Source organism: Planomicrobium okeanokoites, assembly GCF_003428875.1.
Classification (GTDB): domain Bacteria; phylum Bacillota; class Bacilli; order Bacillales_A; family Planococcaceae; genus Planococcus; species Planococcus okeanokoites.
The window spans coordinates 221146-239676 of record NZ_QQRS01000002.1 but is presented as its reverse complement, the minus strand read 5'-3'; the positions used below and the strand labels follow the sequence as shown (position 1 = coordinate 239676).

The window sequence follows — 18531 nt, the reverse complement described above, 5'->3', positions numbered from 1 at the left end:
CAATATTCAGACATATATTGACAGCGCTTTCTTTTGTATGTAAAATATATACAACAAGTTAAGAATTGTGCTGGAGATCTGAGATTCGCACATCAATGAGTCCTTCTGTTAAAGGAGAACTCTCATTGATTGCGGATTTTTTTGTGTTCCAGTGTGTTTGCTTTAAACTGAAAAGGAGTGTTTTGGAATGTCAGAATTTTTGGCAGAATTGATCGGCACCATGATCCTGATTATTTTCGGGGGCGGTGTCGTAGCAGGAGTGGTATTGAAAGATTCGAAAGCGGAAAACGGCGGCTGGATTGTTGTCACGATTGCCTGGGGGCTGGCGGTCACCATGGGCGTTTACGCGGTCGGCAATTTTTCAGGGGCGCATCTCAATCCGGCTGTGACTTTGGGCTTTGCGGCCATCGGCGAACTTCCGTGGACAAAAGTGCCGGTCTATATTGCGGCGCAGATCATCGGCGCCATTATCGGGGCTGGCATCGTCTTTTTGAATTATCTGCCGCATTGGAGCCGGACAGAAGACAAAGACGCGAAATTGGCTGTTTTTGCCACAGCTCCGGCAATCAGAAGCCCGTTTTCGAATTTGGTGAGTGAAATCATCGGTACGGCCGTTCTCGTGATGGGCTTGTTGTTCATCGGCGCGAACGAATTTACGGAAGGCTTGAACCCACTGATCGTCGGCGCATTGATCATCGCGATCGGGATGTCGATCGGCGGTACCACCGGCTACGCCATCAACCCGGCACGGGATCTGGGGCCGCGCATCGCACACGCACTGCTGCCGATTCCGGGGAAAGGCGGTTCCGACTGGAGCTATGCCTGGGTTCCGGTAGCCGGTCCGGTTTTCGGCGGTATTTACGGCGCCGTGTTCTACAGCGCCGTGTTCACGGGCGATTACAATGTGCTGTTCTGGGTGCTCAGCGCAGTGATGGCCGTGATTTTATTCGGCGCAGCCAGTGCTGAACTGAAAAAAGGCCATACCGCAGCCAATGAAATCGAAGACACGTTAACAGATGACAAAGGAAGACAGAACAATCGCGTTGCAGAAAAATCCATTTGAGGAGGAATTCACAATGAGCAAAGATTATATTTTGTCAATCGACCAGGGGACCACGAGTTCACGGGCGGTGCTGTTTAACCATAAAGGGGAAATCGTCGAAACGGCCCAGCAGGAATTTGAACAATTCTTTCCGAAGCCGGGCTGGGTGGAGCATGACGCCAATGAAATCTGGACATCTGTCCTCGCTTGTATGGCGGGCGTCTTGCGCAAATCGGATGTGGAACCAAGCCAGATCGCCGGCATCGGCATCACGAACCAGCGCGAAACGGCGGTCGTCTGGGACCGCAACACCGGCAAGCCGATCTACAAAGCGATCGTCTGGCAGTCTCGCCAGACCAGTGAAATCTGCAAGGATTTGAAAGAGCAGGGGCACGAAGAGTTGTTCCGCAAGAAAACGGGCTTGTTGATCGATGCTTATTTCTCCGGCACGAAAGTCAAATGGATTCTCGATAACGTGGAAGGCGCACGCGAAAAGGCGGACAACGGCGATTTGATGTTCGGTACGATCGATTCGTGGCTCGTCTATAAATTGTCAGGCGGCAAAACGCATATCACGGATTACAGCAACGCGTCGCGCACGCTGATGTACAATATTTATGATCTGGAATGGGACGACGAATTGCTGGAGATTCTGACGGTGCCGAAAAGCATGCTGCCGGAAGTGCGCCAGTCGTCTGAAGTCTACGCGGAAACCGTCGACTATCATTTCTTCGGCCACAACGTGCCGATTGCGGGCATCGCGGGTGATCAGCAGGCGGCATTGTTCGGCCAGGCCTGCTTTGATAAGGGCATGGCGAAAAACACTTACGGTACGGGATGTTTCATGCTCATGAATACGGGTGAAGAAGGCGTCGTTTCCGAGCACGGCTTGCTGACGACCCTGGCCTGGGGCGTCGACGGCAAAGTGGAATACGCGCTGGAAGGCAGCATCTTTGTCGCGGGCTCCGCGATCCAGTGGCTGCGGGACGGTCTGGAAATCTTAAAAACGGCACCGGAAAGCGAAGGGCTTGCCACGTCAGTCGAATCGACGGATGGCGTCTATATGGTGCCGGCATTCGTCGGACTCGGCACGCCGTATTGGGATACCGATGCGCGCGGAGCGGTTTTCGGTTTGACGCGCGGCACGACGAAAGCACATTTTGTCCGGGCGACGCTTGAATCACTCGCTTACCAGACAAAAGATGTCGTGGATGTCATGATAGAAGATGCGGGGATCGAGCTCAAAACCTTGCGCGTGGATGGCGGAGCCGTGTCGAACGATTTCCTGATGCAATTCCAGAGCGACATCCTGGATGTGCCGGTGGAACGCCCGGTCATCCAGGAAACGACAGCATTGGGTGCGGCTTACTTGGCTGGACTCGCCGTCGGTTTCTGGCAAGACAAAGAAGAAATCGCCAAGCAATGGCAAGTTGAAAAAACCTATAACCGTGAAATGCCTGCCGAACAGAGCGAAGAACTCTATGCCGGCTGGCAGCAAGCGGTCGAATCGACCAGAACGTTCAAACAGAAAACAGCACGAAAAGCGCCGATCGCTTAATAAGCGGCGGCTATAGAATTCAATGGACTGAGTCCATCTGCAGATTTTATTCTGCGGATGTGATTCGGTCTTTTTTTTATTCGAAGAAAAGTATCCTGTTATGGCCTGATTCGCTATATAGGGAGTATAGGCCCCTTTGCTGGGAATCCTGCCTAAAAAAGGAGATGAAAAAATGACGAAAACACAGTTTGTAAAACGGATCACGCATCCCGATTACGGCGAGCTTTACCAGTTTTACGAAGTGGATGGAGCGACACTGGAAGAAACTTCGCTGGATCCGTTCGAGGCGGGGCTTCTGCTGATGGCGGAAGAGGAAGAAGTGGAAGTGCTGCCGGAGATTCTGAAGATCTCTTCAAGACGGGGAGCGGATGCCAGCGGCTATTTCGCCGGCGAGCAGTTTGTGGTGCGGAAAGGGTCGAAGTTCGCCGCATCGACTTCGGCGAAATGCCCGAAGAATTACGTGAAGCTGCGTGAAAAGCTGGTTTTGGAAGGCTTGCTGATTCCGCTGCATAACCAGCTGTTTTTACTGGAAGATTACACGTTCGAGAATCCGGTGATTGCCATGGGCACAGTGATTGGCGGCTGGTGCAAAGGGCCGCATGGCTGGAAAGGGAAGAAATGAAACACATAGCGCATTACAAGGTCAAACTAAAACAGGGGGTTAGTCATGAAAAACTTTTTAGCATTGCCGAATGTCGTGGATATGCGCAGCCGTTTGCCGAAGAAACAGCATTACGGCGCGCGGAGCAAGAAGATCACCACCCGCGTCTGGCATCATTCGCTGACGCTGTCGCATTTGCCAGGGTCCGACGCCGAAAGTTTTGCAAGCTATCATATAGAAGCGAACGGCTGGCCCGGAGTTGCGTATGCGATCATCATCGAGCCGAAAAACGTTGTGCAGACGCCGCGCGGCAAACGGGCGCGCATTGTCTGGGCGCATGATTTTGACCGGCGCACGTACCACGCCGGCAACGCCAACGATTATTCGCTCGGCATTTGCGTGGCGGGCGATTACCGCAATGAACGGATGCGCGATTTCGTCAAAGAGACGATCGATGAATTGCAGGCGGCGCTGGTGGCGGACGGCGTCGGCCGCGAAGATAAATCGCATCACGAAATGCCGGGCTACAGCTGGAAAGCGTGCTGTGTGTTTGACTATAAAGGGGCTTTCACATTCCTGAACCAGCAGGCGCTGGTCAAACCCGTGCCGGCGACGTATACCATCCAGGAAGGCGATACGTTCTGGAACATCGCGAATAATATGGACGGTATCCGGGTGGCAGATCTGGAGGCGGCGAATCCGGGCGTCGACAGCAGGTTCCTGCAGATTGGCCAGGTCATTAAACTGGGTGAGGCTAAAGGAGCCGCTCTAAAAGAGAAACCGGTGCCGGAGCGGCAACTCGCCATGAAGGAATATGTTTACTTGCCGGAAACGGCGAAGACGTGGAAGACCTACCGGCTGGACGCGGCGCCGGTTGCGAAGAACAGCGACTGGAGTTTGACGCCGGCGAAGTTTGGAGGACTGGAATATGAGATACTGGGCTATCCGCAAGCGCATATTGCGACGATTGAAACGGGCCGAGGCCATCGGAATATTTATGTCGCGCCGTCGACTGGTGCCAAGATTTTTATGAGATAAAGGATGGAAAGCCGCTCATTTTCAGCTGGGGGGCTTTTTTTATTTGCCAGAAAGGATTGCCATTTGTACATATATGGTATAAAATGAGAACAAACGTTCTTATGTTAGGAGGGTTTACATGACTCCTTTAATGTCGAAGGACCTTATCGTTCATTTCGAGAATATGATTTACCTGCCTTTTGTTCTCACCATTTTGCATAAAGACAGGGAGATGATTGACACGATGCCCTTTAAATTAAAACGTCCTTACCTGCAGATGGTTGACCAAGCGATAAAATGCGCTGAAAACGATTTGAGAACCACCAGAATTTATATGAAAAGACAGCAGTATCGAATACTTAAGGGCAAGAAAGACGATCTGTTTACAGAGTATGTGTTTTACTACAACGGCTACGAAGACCACCGCAAGTATATGCATTTTCAATTACGCAATCGAACCGAAGAATTAATCGGTATGTACTTGTCGTTGACTGGGCCAGTGGAAAACCCTCTTCCGTAATCAGGAAAAGGGTTTTTGTCTTGTTAAAATATATTGCTCAAAGCTCGAATAAGGACTCTGGGAATGAATAAGATGATATTCCATACGATGCTTATCAACAGTTCGAATACCAGCGTAAAGCTGAATTCAGCAAAGCAATCAAGAAACACATTGTCTTTGCTGCTTTTGTTTTTATCTTTTGCCTTACGCTTAAAATTGTTCATAGTGTCTCCGTTCAATAAGGTATTTTGAATAGTATAGCTAAAGAGGAAGAACTTGCCAATCCTTTCTTTGCATACTGATTGGCCAATTGTTATGAGTAACCACTGAGACAGTTGTTTCCGGCTTTTATTTGCCATAAAGGATTGCCGCCCTCTTATACGTGGTATAGAATAAGAACAAATGTTCTTATTTTTAGAAAGGGGTGGTTCTGATGAAGAAGATGAACAATCAATTCAAGATGCAGGGCGATATCAAGGACCGGGGAAATATCAAATGGCAGGGGCTGATGCTGCCGGAGCATATCCAGATGCTGCGCGAATGGTATAAGGAAGATGAGGAAGTGAAGCGGCCGGAGCTCGATGAATTCGACCTGCAGCTGATTCAGGAAGAGCTGGACATCGCGTTGAAGCGGAAATGCGAAGTGCTGATTGAAACCTGGCGGGAAAAGCAGCTGTTCAAGCATCGCGGCGTCATCGAGCGCATCGATGTGGCGCACCGGGAACTGGTTTATGAGAGTCCGTTCGGGATGGAGCGGTTGAGTCTGGATGAGATTGTGGGGGTTACGCTGATCGATTGAGCGGGAAGGCAAACTGGATAGCTGTGTAATTTGGAGGCTGCCTGTCAGGCAGTTCTTTTTTGATTGGGCGCCGGGCTGGGTGCCTAATTGACTGGCCCAAACGCTTCCTGTATATTGAAAAAGTAATTAATTGTCAGAAAAATTAAACAGATAATGAATGGTTTTATTTACACAGAGAGGGGAATCGGCATGACGAAGAATTTTGAAGGACGTACAGCATTGGTGACAGGAGGGAGCAGAGGGATCGGCAGGCAGATCGCCGAACGCTTTGCGGAAGAAGGGGCGAATGTCGCGATCATCGATATCAACGAAGAAGCGCTGGCCGCGGCGAAAGAGGAGCTGGAGGCAAAAGGCTATTCCGTTTATGCGAAAGTGGCGAGTGTCACGGAAAAAGAGCAGGTGGAAGGTGCGGTGGCGGAAGTGAATGAGCATTTCGGCTCCATCGACATCCTTGTGAATAATGCAGGCGTCATCCGGGATAATATGCTGTTTAAGATGACGGATGAAGACTGGCTGACGGTCATGGACGTGCATTTGAAAGGCGCGTTTTATGCGACACGTGCAGCGCAGAAATACATGATCGATCAGAAATACGGCAGAATCATCAATATTTCGTCCACTTCGGCACTTGGCAACCGCGGGCAGGCGAATTACGCGACAGCCAAAGCGGGGCTGCAGGGCTTCACGAAGACGCTGGCGATTGAACTCGGCAAGTTCGGGGTAACGTCCAATGCGGTGGCGCCGGGCTTCATTGAAACGGATATGACAAAAGCGACGGCGGAGCGTATGGGTGTGCCGTTTGACGGCTTTGTCGAAGCGAACGTGGCGATGATTCCTGTCGGCAGAAGTGGCAAGCCGGAAGACATCGCGAACGCCGTAGCATTTTTCGCGGATGAACGTTCTTCATTTGTATCCGGCCAGGTCTTGTATGTCGCTGGCGGACCAAAGGACTGAGAAAGGAGATGCGCGGATGCTGAAAGAGATGATTGGCAGACGGTCTGAGAAAATGAAAAATGTGATTGAACGCGGTGCGGTCAAAAAGTTTGCGGAAGCGATAGGGGAAGCTTCGCCGCTGTTCACAGATGAAGAAGCGGGAAAACAGTCAGTCTACGGCAGAAACATTGCGCCGCCGACGTTCCCGGTCACTTTCGACAGCGGGTCGATTCCGGGACTCGACTTGCCTTCGAAAGGGCTGATCCACGGCGAGCAGAAATATGTCTATACGCGTCCGCTTTATGTAGGTGAAGAAATCTATTGCTGGATCGAAGTGAAAGATTATTATGAGCGGACCGGCAGTTTCGGGAAGATGGGTTTTCTCATTGTCGTTCTTTACGGGGAAGACAAAGAGGGGGAGCTGCTCTTTTCGGAAGAACGTGTGATCATCATCAATGAAGCTGCGCGGAAGGAGATGGGGAAATGAGCCGGATCGGTCAGATGAAAGTAGGGGAAACGCTGCCTGTAATTGGGCTGGAGCCCGTCTCGCGGCTGGATCTTATTAAGTATGCCGGAGCTTCCGGCGATTTCAATCCCATACATACGATTGACAAGGAAGCGGAGCGCGCCGGGCTTCCGGGCATCATCGCGCACGGCATGTGGACGATGGGGAATCTGGCGAAACTGTTCACCCCTTATTTGGATGAAGGTTTTATTGAGACCTATTCAATCCGCTTTAAAGGCATGGTGTTTCTGGGTGATGTCATTTCGCTGCAGGCGGAGCTGAAAGAGAAGGAAAGCGACAGGCTGATTTTTGAAGTTGCGGCTGTCAATCAGGACGGGAAACGGGTGCTGAGTGGCCAAGTGGCTTTTTCGCTGGCGATTCAAAGTTTTACGAATAAATGAAGAAACGATAAAAGGGGACTCGGATGAAAAAGAGCGCACATATAGGTGTGTGCTCTTTTTGTTTTGGAGAAAATGGGTGAGGGCCCTGATTAAGGTGAACGTTGATATATTTTTCTGAGCGTTGATATAATTTCCTGAGCGTCGATATAATTTTTTGAACGTTGATATAATCTCCTGAACGTTGATATATTTCGCTGAACGTTGATATCCGCCGGCATCCCTAATTCGAGAACGGAAAAACAGCACAAAACACCGGTGAAAAGAAGAATTTCACTCAATATCATTCTAAAATCAAAGGTCAAAAGCCAAAATGCATGCTTTTCGCGGGCGAAAAGCGAAAAAGAGCGCACAGAAATCCTGTGCGCTCTTTTTGTAAAGAAGAAAACATTTCAAAACGCTAGTTTTTATTGCCAGTCAGATTCCTGTTCACTAATAGCACCAGCACCGGCCCGATAATTGGCACCCAGGCCAATCCTTTGGAGCGGGCGTCCGGATAAAAGCGGTGGACGGTGTAGATGGACAGGCCGTACAGCACGAACCAGTCGACGGTCATGACCGACACGAGACTCGAGGCGAAGAAATAATCGACGTAATCGGCGAACGAGAATCCCTGCAGCAGCGTCAGCCAATTGCCAACCCACATGATGATGAGGGCGATGAGCCAGAAGCGGGAGCGGAGGAAGCGGACGAGCCAGCGCGGCGTACGCAGTTTCTTGTCGGATTTCTTGATGCCGAATGCGTAATATGGGAGCAGCGCAAAGGCGCCGATGCCGAATGACAGCAGGGCGAACGGCCACGCCGGCCAGCGCTGTTTGTCGTTGAGCAAAAGAATCGTCAGAAAGACCATGGGGAAAATGCCGAGCGAATTGAATACGGCAAAGACGAGCGGATCGATGTCGCCGATATTGCCGTTGAATAGTTCAGGGAAAATCGGGTTGTTGGCGCCTGTGCCGGGAGCTATGTAGACAGCGTACCCGATCAGAAGCAGCCAGATGAGTAAGAAAATCATTTCTTCACCTCGTTTTTTGCGCTAAAAGCTTATATTGACCGTAGCAATGTCGAAAAAAGAAGTCAATTTTTACGGAGATTTGCCGATAAAGGAGGATAAGGACGTCTTTTTGCATAAACGATGAGGGGGGATTCCGACTCTTCGTTTCTCGAAATGAGTAGGTCCTTAGGCTTTAATCCCTTATATTGTAAATGTGATAAAAGTTCTATGTTTTTGTCATAATAACGGTTATACTGTTTTTACTAAGTTATTGCTGTAATTTCACTTCCGCAGGTGAAATCATATTTGGCTAAGCGGAGTCTGCAGTTCATTCAATTTCTGACACCTAGGGGGAACAACCTTGTTAAAGCAGATGCTTTTTCCCATTACAATACTTTCATTGGCAATCGCCTTATTCTATAGCTGGACACTGACATTTCAGGGAGACCCGTGGCTGGTGACAACGGGGACCAATGTGCTGCAAATTCTCGCCGGGACACTCAGTTTCATCTGGCTGTACCAGGCTTACCGCAGTGCCGAGGCCAGACATAAATCTTTTTGGCTGCTGTTGCAGCTGGCGCTGATTCTGTACACAGCCGGCAACTGGATCTGGCTGATTCTTCAGTTCAGCCAAGGGACGGAGAATTCAACGATTCTTTCTTCTGTCGTGTGGCTCAGTTCCTATCTGATTTTCCTCGTGGCACTGATTTTCAAAACCCGCGAATTGAGCAATGAGTTCAGCGAAAACTCCTATCTGTTTAATATCGCGGTTTTCATCATCACCGTCGCTTCGATCAGCTTTCATTACCTCATCAATCCGGTGCTGGAATTGTCCGGAGAATCCTGGCTGATCACGATGACCGCCATCATTTATCCGGTAGCAGACATCACCATTTTATTGGTGGTCAGCATTCTGTACTATCTGATCCGGAAGAATAAACAACAGGAAGTGCTGCTGTTTTTGCTGATTGGATTTTTTATTCAGATTGCTGCTGATTTTCTTTATGTCTATGTATCCTACAAAGAAAGTTACCAGCCGGGGCATCTGGTAGACCTGCTCTGGCTGCTGTCAGTGCTGCTGTTCGGCTTTTCGGGCTATTACTCCAAATCCGATAAGAGAAATGAATTATGGAAGCTGAAAAGTACAGCGAACGATAAAGGAACCGCTTTTCCGTATGTAAGCATCCTGATTCTGCTGATGCTGGTCATGCATAGTTATCAGTTTGACTTCAACGGGCTCAGCAGCGGTTTGCTGATCATCTTCATTATGGTGCTCGGCCGCCAGCTGCAGGTGCTGTTGAGAAATCGCCAGTTGGTGGAGCAATACAGGTATCTGGCATATCATGATCAGCTGACGGATTTACGCAACCGAAGCAGTTTCAATGAGGAAATCGAGCATTTCCTTGCGGATTATCCGACCAAACAGATGGCGCTGCTGCTGATTGACCTAGACCAGTTTAAAGTGGTGAACGATACGATGGGCCACCACATCGGGGATTTGGTGCTCGTCAAAACGGCTGAACGGCTGCAGGCGGCGCTGGACCCCGATATGCTGCTGTACCGCCTCGGAGGAGACGAGTTCATCATTGTCGTTCTGGATGCAACCGATGAAAAATGTGAAGCTGTCGCCAATAAACTCCTGGACAATTTCAATGAATCACTCGATGTGGATGAATATCAGATCAACATCACGCCGAGCATCGGCATCAGCAAATATCCGGAGCATGGCTATACGCCGGAAGATTTGATGAAAAATGCGGACGCGGCAATGTATGTGTCGAAAGAAAAAGGCAAGAATGGCTACAGTTTTTTCAATGCAGAGCTGAGCCAGGAGAAATCACGCAAAATGACGATTGAAAATGCTTTGAAGAAAGCCATCCAAAGAGATCAATTTATCCTTTATTACCAGCCGAAAGTCGTGCTCGGCACACGGAAAATCATCGGTATGGAAGCCTTGCTGCGTTGGCGGCATCCGGACCTTGGCTGGGTATCACCTGTTGAATTCATACCGGTGGCTGAAGAAACCGGGCAGATTGTTGCCATCGGGGAATGGGTGCTCGAAGAAGCGTGCCGCCAGAACAAGCAATGGCAGGACGCGGGTTATCCGCCCCTGAACATTTCGGTCAACGTATCGGTGCTGCAGTTCAAGCATGGCAAATTCCTTGAAACGGTCGAGCGGATTTTGGGTAAAACGGGGCTTGATACCCGCTATCTGGAGCTGGAAATCACCGAGAGCATCATGCAGAACATCAAGGAAAGCAAAAAGATTCTTGTAAGCCTGCAGCAGATGGGCATCAAAATATCCATTGACGATTTCGGGACCGGCTATTCGTCTTTGCATGTCCTGCAGAAATTGCCGATCGATACCTTGAAAATCGACAAATCATTCGTGGATGAACTGGACATTGACGAGTTGAATCCGATGGTAAAAGCCATCATCGATCTAGGCCTCAACCTGGACATGACGCTGGTCGCGGAAGGAATCGAATCCGAAAACCAGATGAACGTCCTCATCGAACACGGCTGCACGATCGGCCAGGGTTACCTGTTTTCGAAGCCGGTCGCGCCGGAAGATTTCGAGGGACTGATGCAAATTCCCGGAATGCTGGCGGAAGAACTCGAACATGGCATTGTCCGCTGAATGACTGATATCAATAAAGACCTTCCTGCATTCTGATGAATGGGGAAGGTCTTTATTGGTTGAGCGATTTAAAACCCTTCAGGCTTTGAGAATTTCTTCCGGATGGAAACGGACCAGCAGCATCTCCTCACCTTCAGTGGAGCGGATTTCGAGTGTGTCATAGATGGCATCGATGGCCCGGTTCAGTTCGGTGGAAGAATCGGCGACAATGGTGAATCGGCCGAACATCTGTGCATAGGAACCTGAAGGCGCAACCGTGTCGCCCGCTTTACGGTTGACGACAGCGGTCAGGATTTCCGGCATGGCCAGAATCTCTTCCATGCCGCGGATGTCCGCGATGGTCCCGCTGTGCATCAGGATCGGCAGGTTGCAGGAAGGATGCGGGATATAGCTGTCGTCGAAATGGCGGGTATCGTATTTGCTGATGTCCTTGCCGACGGAAAGGTCCAGCATCATTTCGAGCAGGTTGATGCCGGTCTGCTTTTCGATGATATTGTAATGCTGTGAACCGCTGATGCGGAAGCCCATTTCATAAAGATAGAAGCGGCCATTATCGTATAGCGCCTGAATCAGGAGCACACCGTTTTGGATGCCCATGCCGCGCAGCATGGCACGCACCTGCGGATCGACATCCGCGAGATATTGTTCGCGGTGGCGGGAAGGGAACATGACAGCGATCGGCAGCGGCGGATGTTCGGCAAAATGCTTATGGACATGGCGGTCCGTCACGGCTGACAAGACAATATCCCCCTGATAGGCGGTATAGTACATCATTAAACCATACGGGGTATCAATGAACGGCTCGATGATCGCCGTTTCGGATTTCGAATACTCCAGTGCTTTGGCATAACCTGCTTTTACGTCTTTCGGTCCGTAGCACACGGTAATGCCCTGGCTGGCATAGCTGTCGACCGGTTTGACGATGACGGGGAATTGCAGGCTGCCGATCAATTCTTCTGTGAGCCCGTTGTCCAGATTGTATTCTTCGACAACGGGCACATCAAAATTTCGGCAATGATTTTTAAAGCGGTCTTTATTGGAGCAGATTTCCAGCTGTTCATAGGTGGCGTAATAAGGGATGCCGAGACGCTCGCAAAGAGCCAGCGCGTTCCATGTATTGACGTCGTCAAAACCGTTGAAGACGCCATCGATCTTTTCGGCCTGGGCGATTTCCACGAGCCTGTCGATATCGGCCGTGCTGACTTCATAGCTTTTATCAGCGGCTTTTTTGGCCGGAGATCCGGCGTCGCGGTCGGTGACGATGACGTAGTATCCCATGTTCTGGGCTGTTTTGACGACATCGACCATGTGGGCGATGCCGCTGAGCAGCAGGATCTTTTTTTGCTGAGCTTCCATGAACTGATTCCCCCTTTGAATTCGTGCACGTCCAGCTGACATGAAGCCTATTATATTGAAACTAGCAATCAGCGGCTTTATTGTCAATGGTTTTCTGAATAATTAGATAAATTAGAAAAAAGGGCAATGGAAGGTTTCTCCAACTGCCCTTGCTTCATTATTCGGCCGGTGTTTTCTCCGACTCATTCAGATCGACATCCACAGAAGACACATAATAGCGTTTTGCATCATCCGCTGTAATTTCCACTTTCTTGCGGTCGAACAGCGACACAGTGGCGACCTTCGTCATTTCACCCGTCTCGATATCTTCTTCGTAGACGCGGTAGCCGATGATCGCGTCATCGCGGACCGCATGCCAGGAAACATTGAACGATGTCGCCGTGACATTCGTCGGCGCTTCAGGCTGTTTATCCTGGACGCTCGAGTCTGATATCAATTTTGCCGTGACAACGAGGCGTTCTTCATGGGAACCTGTATCCCGGTTAAAAGTACCGGTGCAGGTGATCAAATTGATCATCCGGCTGTCGGAAGGGCCGAAGATTTCCTCAATCGGCGCTTCGTCTGTCACATAGCTTGTTTTTTCTTGGATTTCATAGACCATTTCACGGCCGTCTTTATCCGTTACGATTACTTTTTCGCCTGCTTCCACTTTCTTCAGATGATAGAAAATCGCCGGTCCGGTATAGCTGTCGACATGTCCCGCTAGAACCGCATGGCCTTTGGCTCCGACTTTAAAGCCGGGTTCAAACCAGCCCACCTGGTTGATGTCTTCCGGTACACCCATTTCACCGTTCTCCAGAATGCCGGTCGCTTCGATAGCCGCGTCCACACCGATGGAAGGAATGGCCACTCTTGCAGGAACCATGCCCTGGATGCTTTGCTGACGCTGTTTCTGCAATTCCTGCAGCTTTTCGCGCTGTGCCGGTTTAATCGGGAATTCCGCGATTTTATCGATGTCTTCACCCGAAGCCAGCAGCTCAGCCGGCGCTTCTTCGGTCACTTCCGGAAGGTCGAGCTGAGCGATGTCTTCTTCAAATGTAGGTTCATCCGCAAGGGGTTTCAAGATAACGAACAGCACCCCGCAGAGGATGACCGCTGTTGCCATTGTCCAAAATTGTCTCATCGCCCATGCTCCTTTCCAGTTTGGTTATTGCTGCTTTCTTTGACGAAACGTCATTGTTCCAGCTGCCAATAGGATCAGCGTGCTCATTGCAACCCAAATCATCATCGTGTTTGACTGGTTTGCTGAACCGCCAAGGCCGGTAGCAGGCATTTTGTCAGGAACAGCTGTTTCGAATTTTTCAGGGAACTGGTCAACGATCGCGCCGCTTAAGCCTTTACCGATTGCAAATACAATTGTGTAGCCTTCACGGTACGTATTATAAGATGATTCGAAATCGCCGGTCGCATATTGAGTGAAAGTATCAATTACCGATTGCTCATGTGCTGCAATATTAGCTGTCAATTCTTCCTGCGGCAAACGTTCTTCTGTTGCAGTGCTCAGGAATGCAGCCAGTTCTGATGCAAATGTTTCAATCAACGCTGTTTGCGCCTGTTGAATTTCTTCTTCATTGCCGCCTGCTTGTGCAGCAGCTAAATCACTTTGTACCGAAATGTGTTCGTTGTTCCAAAGAGTCGCGAATTGAGTGGCTGCGTCTTCACCGTAAAATGAAGCGATGGCTGCACTGAATTCTTCTGTGTTCTGATCTTGTGCCCAATCGGCAAAATCAAAGTCTGCCGCACCGTTATAGCCTTTTGTCATGCTAAGCTGTGCCAATGCGAAATGCTCTGCTGCAATACGGCTGACCGTTGAACGGAAGTCGCCGGCTGGTGTATTCGGGTCAGTGAATTTATCTGGGAACTGTGCAGCGATTGCGCCACTGATGGCACCGCCGGCTCCGAAAATCTGTTTGAAGCCTTCAAGATAAGATGTGTAAGCTGCTTCGTAATCACCGTCTACATAAAGGTCAAAGGTGTTTTGCACGAAATCTTCATGTGCGCGAAGTGCTTCAGTCGCGCCGTCTTCCGGAAGATTGCCTTCAGTGGCAGTTCCAAGGAATGCGCCCATTTCATCGACGAAAGACTGGATCTCAGCCAATGCTTCTTCCTGAGCTGCTTCGTCGCCTGCTTTCACGGCCATGGCATATTCATCAGTGCCGGTATTATGTGTTTCAAAAATCTCAGTAAAAGCGGCTCCGCCTTCTTCACCGTATACAGAAGCGATCACCGGCTCCATATCTGCTGCATTGGCGTCAAGAGCGGCCATTGCTGCTTCAGCTGCTTCGTCGCCGTCATAGATTTTCATCATCGAATCGACTGCCAGTGCGTAATGCTCGGATAACAATGAATCCAATGTAGCCCGCAGCTCGACACCGCTCGTTTCTGTTGGTGCCATTTCATCTGCGCTTACTGTCATGCCCATGCTTGGCACCAATAAAGCTGCTCCTAAAATAGGTGCTAAAATTTTTCCGTATTTCATCCTCAACACTCCTTTGTTTTTTGTTTCATACAGGTATAACGGAGGAAGTTGGGAATTAGATCAGTTTTTTTATAAAAATACAAAGATTTTTTGAACGAAGATGCTGTGTACTAAAAACTATCTAAGATATGTAGCAAAATAGCGAAGACGTCTGCAGATCAGCGAGACTGCCGAGACCCCGCAGGGAGCGAATGCGGACGAGGAGGCTTGGAAGCGAGCCTGCGACAAGCGAGCTGTTTTGCGAAATATCGTTTATCAATTCTTTCATAATAAGGAAGCGACACATTATTTATTGCAAAACTGATCTAAATCGGCCTTTTGCACGTTAGATAGATAAGCTTACAAAAAATAATACCGGCCGAGACTATCTCCAATCTGGCAGGGTATAGTAAGCTAGTACTATGACACACGAATACAAAGGAGAACATCCATGGAGAAAAGTTCCGATACGCTGCTTTACTCGCGCATCCGTGAGAAAGACAAAGATGCGCTGGAATATTTGTACGACCGGTACGAAAAGATCCTATTCTCGTTTCTCTTAAAAATGACCCAGGACCGCGACTTGGCGGAGGAAGCCCTGCAGGAAGTGTTCATCAAAATCTGGCGGGGCGTCGGCGAATACGACGACAGCAAAGGGAAGTTCACTTCCTGGCTGTTCCGGATGGCGCAGAATTCCGCGATCGACCTGATCCGGAAACGGAAGAAGGCGACTGTGCCGCTGGATGAAGTCGCTGAAATGCCGAGCGGCGAATCCAGTGTCGAGCAGACGGCTGAATGGCAGGAAGAAAAAGAACATATCCAGGCTGCGGTTTCGCAGTTATCAGCTGAACAGCAGGAGATGATCCAGTTGTTTTACTTTAAAGGCCATACACACGAAAAAATCGCCGAATTATGCGGGATACCGCTCGGAACCGTCAAGAGCAGGATCCGGCTGGCGCTCAGCAAGCTAAAGAAAACACTGCACGGGATGCAGGAAAGGGGGGCTATCGATGAATAACGAACATTGTGATCAATTGGTCGACTATCTGAACGGCACATTATCCGCCGAAGAAAACCGCCAATTCGAAGAACACCTGAAGACATGCGACGAATGCCGCGAAATCGCGGACGCAACCGGGCAGCTCCCTTATCTTTCAGACCCTGCAGAACCACCTGCGGGAATGAAATCACGGATCCTGTCGAATGTTTTCGCAGAAGAAAGTGAAAGTGCTGATCCAGCAGACAGTGGAACAATTGATGGCGAGCCGGAAAACCGGAGTTCACATTCGGCGTCGAGTGCTTCATCTGCATCGTCCGCCGCTGCAGGAGCTGCTGTCGGCAACCGGGCATCAAGTGCTTCACACGCTGAGTCTGAAACATCAGATCGAAAGCCGCGCAATGATGAACGGACGAATGTGGTGCCGATGACCGGCCGTGGCCGCAAACGGAATTGGGTGACGCCGCTGATTGCGGCAGTTCTGCTGGTTTCATTGCTTGGCAACGTGTTTGCATACATGCAATTGCAGGAAGAGCCTGAGCAGGCGGCGCCGGAACCGGCACCAACTCCGCCGGAGACAGCCTTCCAGTCAGTTGACTTGCAGCCAAGCGAAGGCTTTGGCGGCGACGCAACTGCCGCCGTTATTGAAGAAGAAAACGGGGCGCTCAATCTGGTTGTGACAGCAGAACAGCTTGCCGCACTTGAAGGCGACCAGGTCTACCAGGTCTGGCTCATCGAAGGCGACAACCCGATTCCAGCCGGCGCATTCACGACGAACGCAGACGGCGAAGGCGCAACGTATTTCAATATCGACAATAGCACCGAAGAATGGGATACCATCGCGATCACCTTGGAACCGCAAGCCGGCAATGAATTGCCGCAGGGCGAAGTAGTGCTGAGCGCGGGGATATAGATTTGAAAGCAAGCCGGCTGCCGAGTGCAGCCGGTTTTTTTGATGGTTTTTAGAACGGCGATGCGGCAATTTTGCCGCCGGATTGGCTGAACGCCGATATAATTGTCTGAGCGCTGATATAATTTTTTGAACGCCGATTTAATCTCCTGAGCGCCGATATAAATTTTTGAACGCCGATATAATTTCCTGAACGCCGATATAATTTTTCAAAGCCTCGATGGCCACTCCAAATCGAGCAAATATCAACAAAATAAAACCCAAACTTCCCAAACAGCAAGTCTTTCTGTAAAGAAATCAACTAAAATGAGAAAAAACGCGGCAAAAACTCTCCTTTCCTCATCCCAGAATTTATTCGCATCAATCCGGATCTTTAAAGGAAATCGCCGCGCGGCAATCGAAACAGTAAAGGAGAGGCTGAAAGGAAAGATGGAAATGGAAGAGCTGATTACTCAAATTACGGAGCGCCTGCCGGCAATCGGCGGCGTCCGGCTTGTGGTGGGTATCGATGGGCTGAGCCGGTCGGGGAAGACGACGCTTACGTCGAAGCTGCTGGCGCATTACGAAAAAGAGAATATACCGGTGATCAGTTTTCATCTTGATGATCTGATTGTCGAAAGGGAACGGCGCTACGGCACGGGCAAAGCGGAATGGTATGAATACTACCAGCTGCAATGGGAAACGGAATGGCTGCGCGAGCATTTTTTCGGGCAACTGAAAACCGCCGAAGAACTGGCGCTGCCATTTTACGATCCGCAAATGGATCGCCGGGAGAGCCGGAAAGTTGCGCTTCCTGAAACCGGCATTATCATCATCGAAGGCGTTTTTCTGCAGCGCAGCGAGTGGCGCGGACTCTGTGATTACGTCGTCTATGTCGACAGTGCGCAGGAACAGCGTTTCAACCGCGAATCCGCAGAAGCCAAGCGGAATATTGACAAGTTCCAAAACCGCTACTGGAAAGCGGAAGATTATTATCTGAAGTCACAAAACCCGCAAAGCCACGCGGATTTCATCGTCCGGAATTAGCGGCAGATACATAAAAGGAGACAAAAACATGGAAACAACCGATAAAACAGCGCCGCTCGAAGCGGCGCGAAAGTTCATAGACCAAAATTTTCCAGATTGCGACGGCGCGTTGCTGGCCGGCAGCGCGGTGCGCGGGGAAGCGACCGCCACATCAGATTTGGACATTGTCGTGTTCGACAGTAAAGTTCCGTCTTCCTACCGGGAGTCATTGATGGCGTCCGGCTGGCCAGTCGAAGTGTTCGTCCATAACCTGACATCGTATCAGGCGTTTTTTCGGGATGATACTGAGCGGGCCCGGCCATCGATGCCGCGCATGGTATCCGAAGGCCTTGTGCTCCGGGATACTGGTGTGATCGACGCCATCAAAGGTGAAGCGCAAACCTTGTTGGCGAAAGGACCGGAAGAATGGACAGATGCCGCCATCCGCACCAAGCGCTATTTTCTGACCGACACGCTGGACGACTTTATCGGCTGCACCGACCGCGCGGAAGGCATCTTCATCGCGGGTGCTTTGGCTGAAGGCATCGCTGAGTTCGAGCTGCGGACGCATGGTCGTTGGATAGGCGCATCCAAGTGGATCGTTCGCTCTTTGAAGCAGTACGATGGGCAGTTCGCCGAACATTTTGTGGAGGCATTCGACCATTATTACCGTCATGGCAATAAAGAAAGGGTCATCGAACTTGCCGATCAGGTCATGCAGCCGCACGGCGGACGTTTGTTTGAAGGCTTCTCAATGGGGAAATAAAAGCTGAATAGAAAAACCCTCCAGAAAATGAGTTCCTGGAGGGTGACTGTCTTCT

18 protein-coding genes are annotated in these 18531 nt (G+C 50.1%); 14 read left to right on the top strand and 4 right to left on the bottom strand.

Features of this window, described 5'->3' with window-relative positions:
• Nucleotides 1–187 precede the first annotated feature (187 nt).
• From D2910_RS06085 to D2910_RS06040, 9 genes are all read left to right on the top strand, one after another.
• A complete protein-coding gene (locus tag D2910_RS06085; protein WP_084243816.1) occupies nucleotides 188–1063 on the top strand; it encodes an MIP/aquaporin family protein in 876 nt (291 codons plus the stop codon).
• A 13-nt stretch (nucleotides 1064–1076) separates the two neighbouring features.
• On the top strand, nucleotides 1077–2600 hold the full coding sequence (glpK, locus tag D2910_RS06080; protein ID WP_117312748.1) for a glycerol kinase GlpK: 1524 nt from the start codon (nucleotides 1077–1079) through the stop codon (nucleotides 2598–2600).
• A 172-nt stretch (nucleotides 2601–2772) separates the two neighbouring features.
• On the top strand, nucleotides 2773–3222 hold the full coding sequence (locus D2910_RS06075; RefSeq protein WP_117313061.1) for a DUF4357 domain-containing protein: 450 nt from the start codon (nucleotides 2773–2775) through the stop codon (nucleotides 3220–3222).
• A 45-nt stretch (nucleotides 3223–3267) separates the two neighbouring features.
• The gene (locus D2910_RS06070; RefSeq protein ID WP_117312747.1) at nucleotides 3268–4239 is read left to right on the top strand and encodes a LysM peptidoglycan-binding domain-containing protein; all 972 of its coding nucleotides are present in this window, start codon (nucleotides 3268–3270) and stop codon (nucleotides 4237–4239) included.
• Between the two features lie 118 nt (nucleotides 4240–4357).
• The gene (locus D2910_RS06065) at nucleotides 4358–4738 is read left to right on the top strand and encodes a YhjD family protein (RefSeq protein ID WP_101802229.1); all 381 of its coding nucleotides are present in this window, start codon (nucleotides 4358–4360) and stop codon (nucleotides 4736–4738) included.
• A gap of 412 nt (nucleotides 4739–5150) precedes the next feature.
• Entirely contained in the window at nucleotides 5151–5516 is a 366-nt protein-coding gene (locus D2910_RS06055) for a YolD-like family protein (RefSeq protein ID WP_084243820.1), read from the top strand.
• Between the two features lie 189 nt (nucleotides 5517–5705).
• Nucleotides 5706–6470, top strand: coding sequence for a 3-oxoacyl-ACP reductase FabG (gene fabG, locus D2910_RS06050; protein ID WP_117312745.1), 765 nt, complete (start codon nucleotides 5706–5708; stop codon nucleotides 6468–6470).
• A gap of 16 nt (nucleotides 6471–6486) precedes the next feature.
• A complete protein-coding gene (locus D2910_RS06045) occupies nucleotides 6487–6936 on the top strand; it encodes a MaoC family dehydratase N-terminal domain-containing protein (protein WP_117312744.1) in 450 nt (149 codons plus the stop codon).
• Entirely contained in the window at nucleotides 6933–7355 is a 423-nt protein-coding gene (locus D2910_RS06040) for a MaoC/PaaZ C-terminal domain-containing protein (protein ID WP_117312743.1), read from the top strand. The genes D2910_RS06045 and D2910_RS06040 overlap by 4 nt, the downstream gene beginning before the upstream one ends.
• A 397-nt stretch (nucleotides 7356–7752) precedes the next feature.
• On the opposite strand, the gene D2910_RS06035 is transcribed toward D2910_RS06040, so the two are convergent.
• Nucleotides 7753–8364, bottom strand: coding sequence for a hypothetical protein (locus tag D2910_RS06035; RefSeq protein WP_117312742.1), 612 nt, complete (start codon nucleotides 8362–8364; stop codon nucleotides 7753–7755).
• A 340-nt stretch (nucleotides 8365–8704) separates the two neighbouring features.
• Here D2910_RS06035 and D2910_RS06030 point away from each other — a divergent pair, with 340 nt between their 5' ends.
• The gene (locus D2910_RS06030; protein ID WP_240633559.1) at nucleotides 8705–10984 is read left to right on the top strand and encodes a putative bifunctional diguanylate cyclase/phosphodiesterase; all 2280 of its coding nucleotides are present in this window, start codon (nucleotides 8705–8707) and stop codon (nucleotides 10982–10984) included.
• Nucleotides 10985–11062: 78 nt separating this feature from the next.
• Here D2910_RS06030 and D2910_RS06025 read toward each other — a convergent pair whose 3' ends face one another.
• From D2910_RS06025 to D2910_RS06015, 3 genes are all read right to left on the bottom strand, one after another.
• Nucleotides 11063–12340, bottom strand: a complete 1278-nt coding sequence (locus D2910_RS06025) for an ATP-grasp domain-containing protein (RefSeq protein WP_165850144.1) — start codon at nucleotides 12338–12340, stop codon at nucleotides 11063–11065.
• 157 nt (nucleotides 12341–12497) lie between these two features.
• Nucleotides 12498–13463 carry a class F sortase gene (locus tag D2910_RS06020; protein WP_117312740.1) on the bottom strand — a complete coding sequence of 322 codons (966 nt, stop codon included), beginning with the start codon at nucleotides 13461–13463 and terminating at the stop codon, nucleotides 12498–12500.
• A 24-nt stretch (nucleotides 13464–13487) separates the two neighbouring features.
• Nucleotides 13488–14819 (bottom strand): hypothetical protein, encoded by a 1332-nt coding sequence (locus D2910_RS06015; protein ID WP_117312739.1) that lies wholly within the window; start codon nucleotides 14817–14819, stop codon nucleotides 13488–13490.
• 430 nt (nucleotides 14820–15249) lie between these two features.
• Between D2910_RS06015 and D2910_RS06010 the strand changes: the two genes are divergently transcribed.
• From D2910_RS06010 to D2910_RS05990, 4 genes are all read left to right on the top strand, one after another.
• The gene (locus D2910_RS06010; protein ID WP_084243828.1) at nucleotides 15250–15816 is read left to right on the top strand and encodes an RNA polymerase sigma factor; all 567 of its coding nucleotides are present in this window, start codon (nucleotides 15250–15252) and stop codon (nucleotides 15814–15816) included.
• Entirely contained in the window at nucleotides 15809–16708 is a 900-nt protein-coding gene (locus tag D2910_RS06005) for an anti-sigma factor (RefSeq protein WP_240633558.1), read from the top strand. The genes D2910_RS06010 and D2910_RS06005 overlap by 8 nt, the downstream gene beginning before the upstream one ends.
• A 426-nt stretch (nucleotides 16709–17134) precedes the next feature.
• Nucleotides 17135–17731: a kinase gene (locus D2910_RS05995; protein ID WP_117313057.1), complete on the top strand. Its 597-nt coding sequence runs from the start codon at nucleotides 17135–17137 to the stop codon at nucleotides 17729–17731.
• A 28-nt stretch (nucleotides 17732–17759) separates the two neighbouring features.
• Nucleotides 17760–18476 carry a nucleotidyltransferase domain-containing protein gene (locus tag D2910_RS05990; RefSeq protein ID WP_084243832.1) on the top strand — a complete coding sequence of 239 codons (717 nt, stop codon included), beginning with the start codon at nucleotides 17760–17762 and terminating at the stop codon, nucleotides 18474–18476.
• The last annotated feature ends 55 nt before the right edge of the window (nucleotides 18477–18531 follow it).

Excerpts from the sequence above, each read along its gene's own strand:
- D2910_RS06085 (WP_084243816.1), top strand. The coding sequence starts at position 188 with ATGTCAGAATTTTTGGCAGAATTGATCGGCACCATGATCCTGATTATT.
- glpK (WP_117312748.1), top strand. The coding sequence starts at position 1,077 with ATGAGCAAAGATTATATTTTGTCAATCGACCAGGGGACCACGAGTTCA.
- D2910_RS06075 (WP_117313061.1), top strand. The coding sequence starts at position 2,773 with ATGACGAAAACACAGTTTGTAAAACGGATCACGCATCCCGATTACGGC.
- D2910_RS06070 (WP_117312747.1), top strand. The coding sequence starts at position 3,268 with ATGAAAAACTTTTTAGCATTGCCGAATGTCGTGGATATGCGCAGCCGT.
- D2910_RS06065 (WP_101802229.1), top strand. The coding sequence starts at position 4,358 with ATGACTCCTTTAATGTCGAAGGACCTTATCGTTCATTTCGAGAATATG.
- D2910_RS06055 (WP_084243820.1), top strand. The coding sequence starts at position 5,151 with ATGAAGAAGATGAACAATCAATTCAAGATGCAGGGCGATATCAAGGAC.
- fabG (WP_117312745.1), top strand. The coding sequence starts at position 5,706 with ATGACGAAGAATTTTGAAGGACGTACAGCATTGGTGACAGGAGGGAGC.
- D2910_RS06045 (WP_117312744.1), top strand. The coding sequence starts at position 6,487 with ATGCTGAAAGAGATGATTGGCAGACGGTCTGAGAAAATGAAAAATGTG.
- D2910_RS06040 (WP_117312743.1), top strand. The coding sequence starts at position 6,933 with ATGAGCCGGATCGGTCAGATGAAAGTAGGGGAAACGCTGCCTGTAATT.
- D2910_RS06035 (WP_117312742.1), bottom strand. The coding sequence starts at position 8,364 with ATGATTTTCTTACTCATCTGGCTGCTTCTGATCGGGTACGCTGTCTAC.
- D2910_RS06025 (WP_165850144.1), bottom strand. The coding sequence starts at position 12,340 with ATGGAAGCTCAGCAAAAAAAGATCCTGCTGCTCAGCGGCATCGCCCAC.
- D2910_RS06020 (WP_117312740.1), bottom strand. The coding sequence starts at position 13,463 with ATGAGACAATTTTGGACAATGGCAACAGCGGTCATCCTCTGCGGGGTG.
- D2910_RS06015 (WP_117312739.1), bottom strand. The coding sequence starts at position 14,819 with ATGAAATACGGAAAAATTTTAGCACCTATTTTAGGAGCAGCTTTATTG.
- D2910_RS06010 (WP_084243828.1), top strand. The coding sequence starts at position 15,250 with ATGGAGAAAAGTTCCGATACGCTGCTTTACTCGCGCATCCGTGAGAAA.
- D2910_RS06005 (WP_240633558.1), top strand. The coding sequence starts at position 15,809 with ATGAATAACGAACATTGTGATCAATTGGTCGACTATCTGAACGGCACA.
- D2910_RS05995 (WP_117313057.1), top strand. The coding sequence starts at position 17,135 with ATGGAAATGGAAGAGCTGATTACTCAAATTACGGAGCGCCTGCCGGCA.
- D2910_RS05990 (WP_084243832.1), top strand. The coding sequence starts at position 17,760 with ATGGAAACAACCGATAAAACAGCGCCGCTCGAAGCGGCGCGAAAGTTC.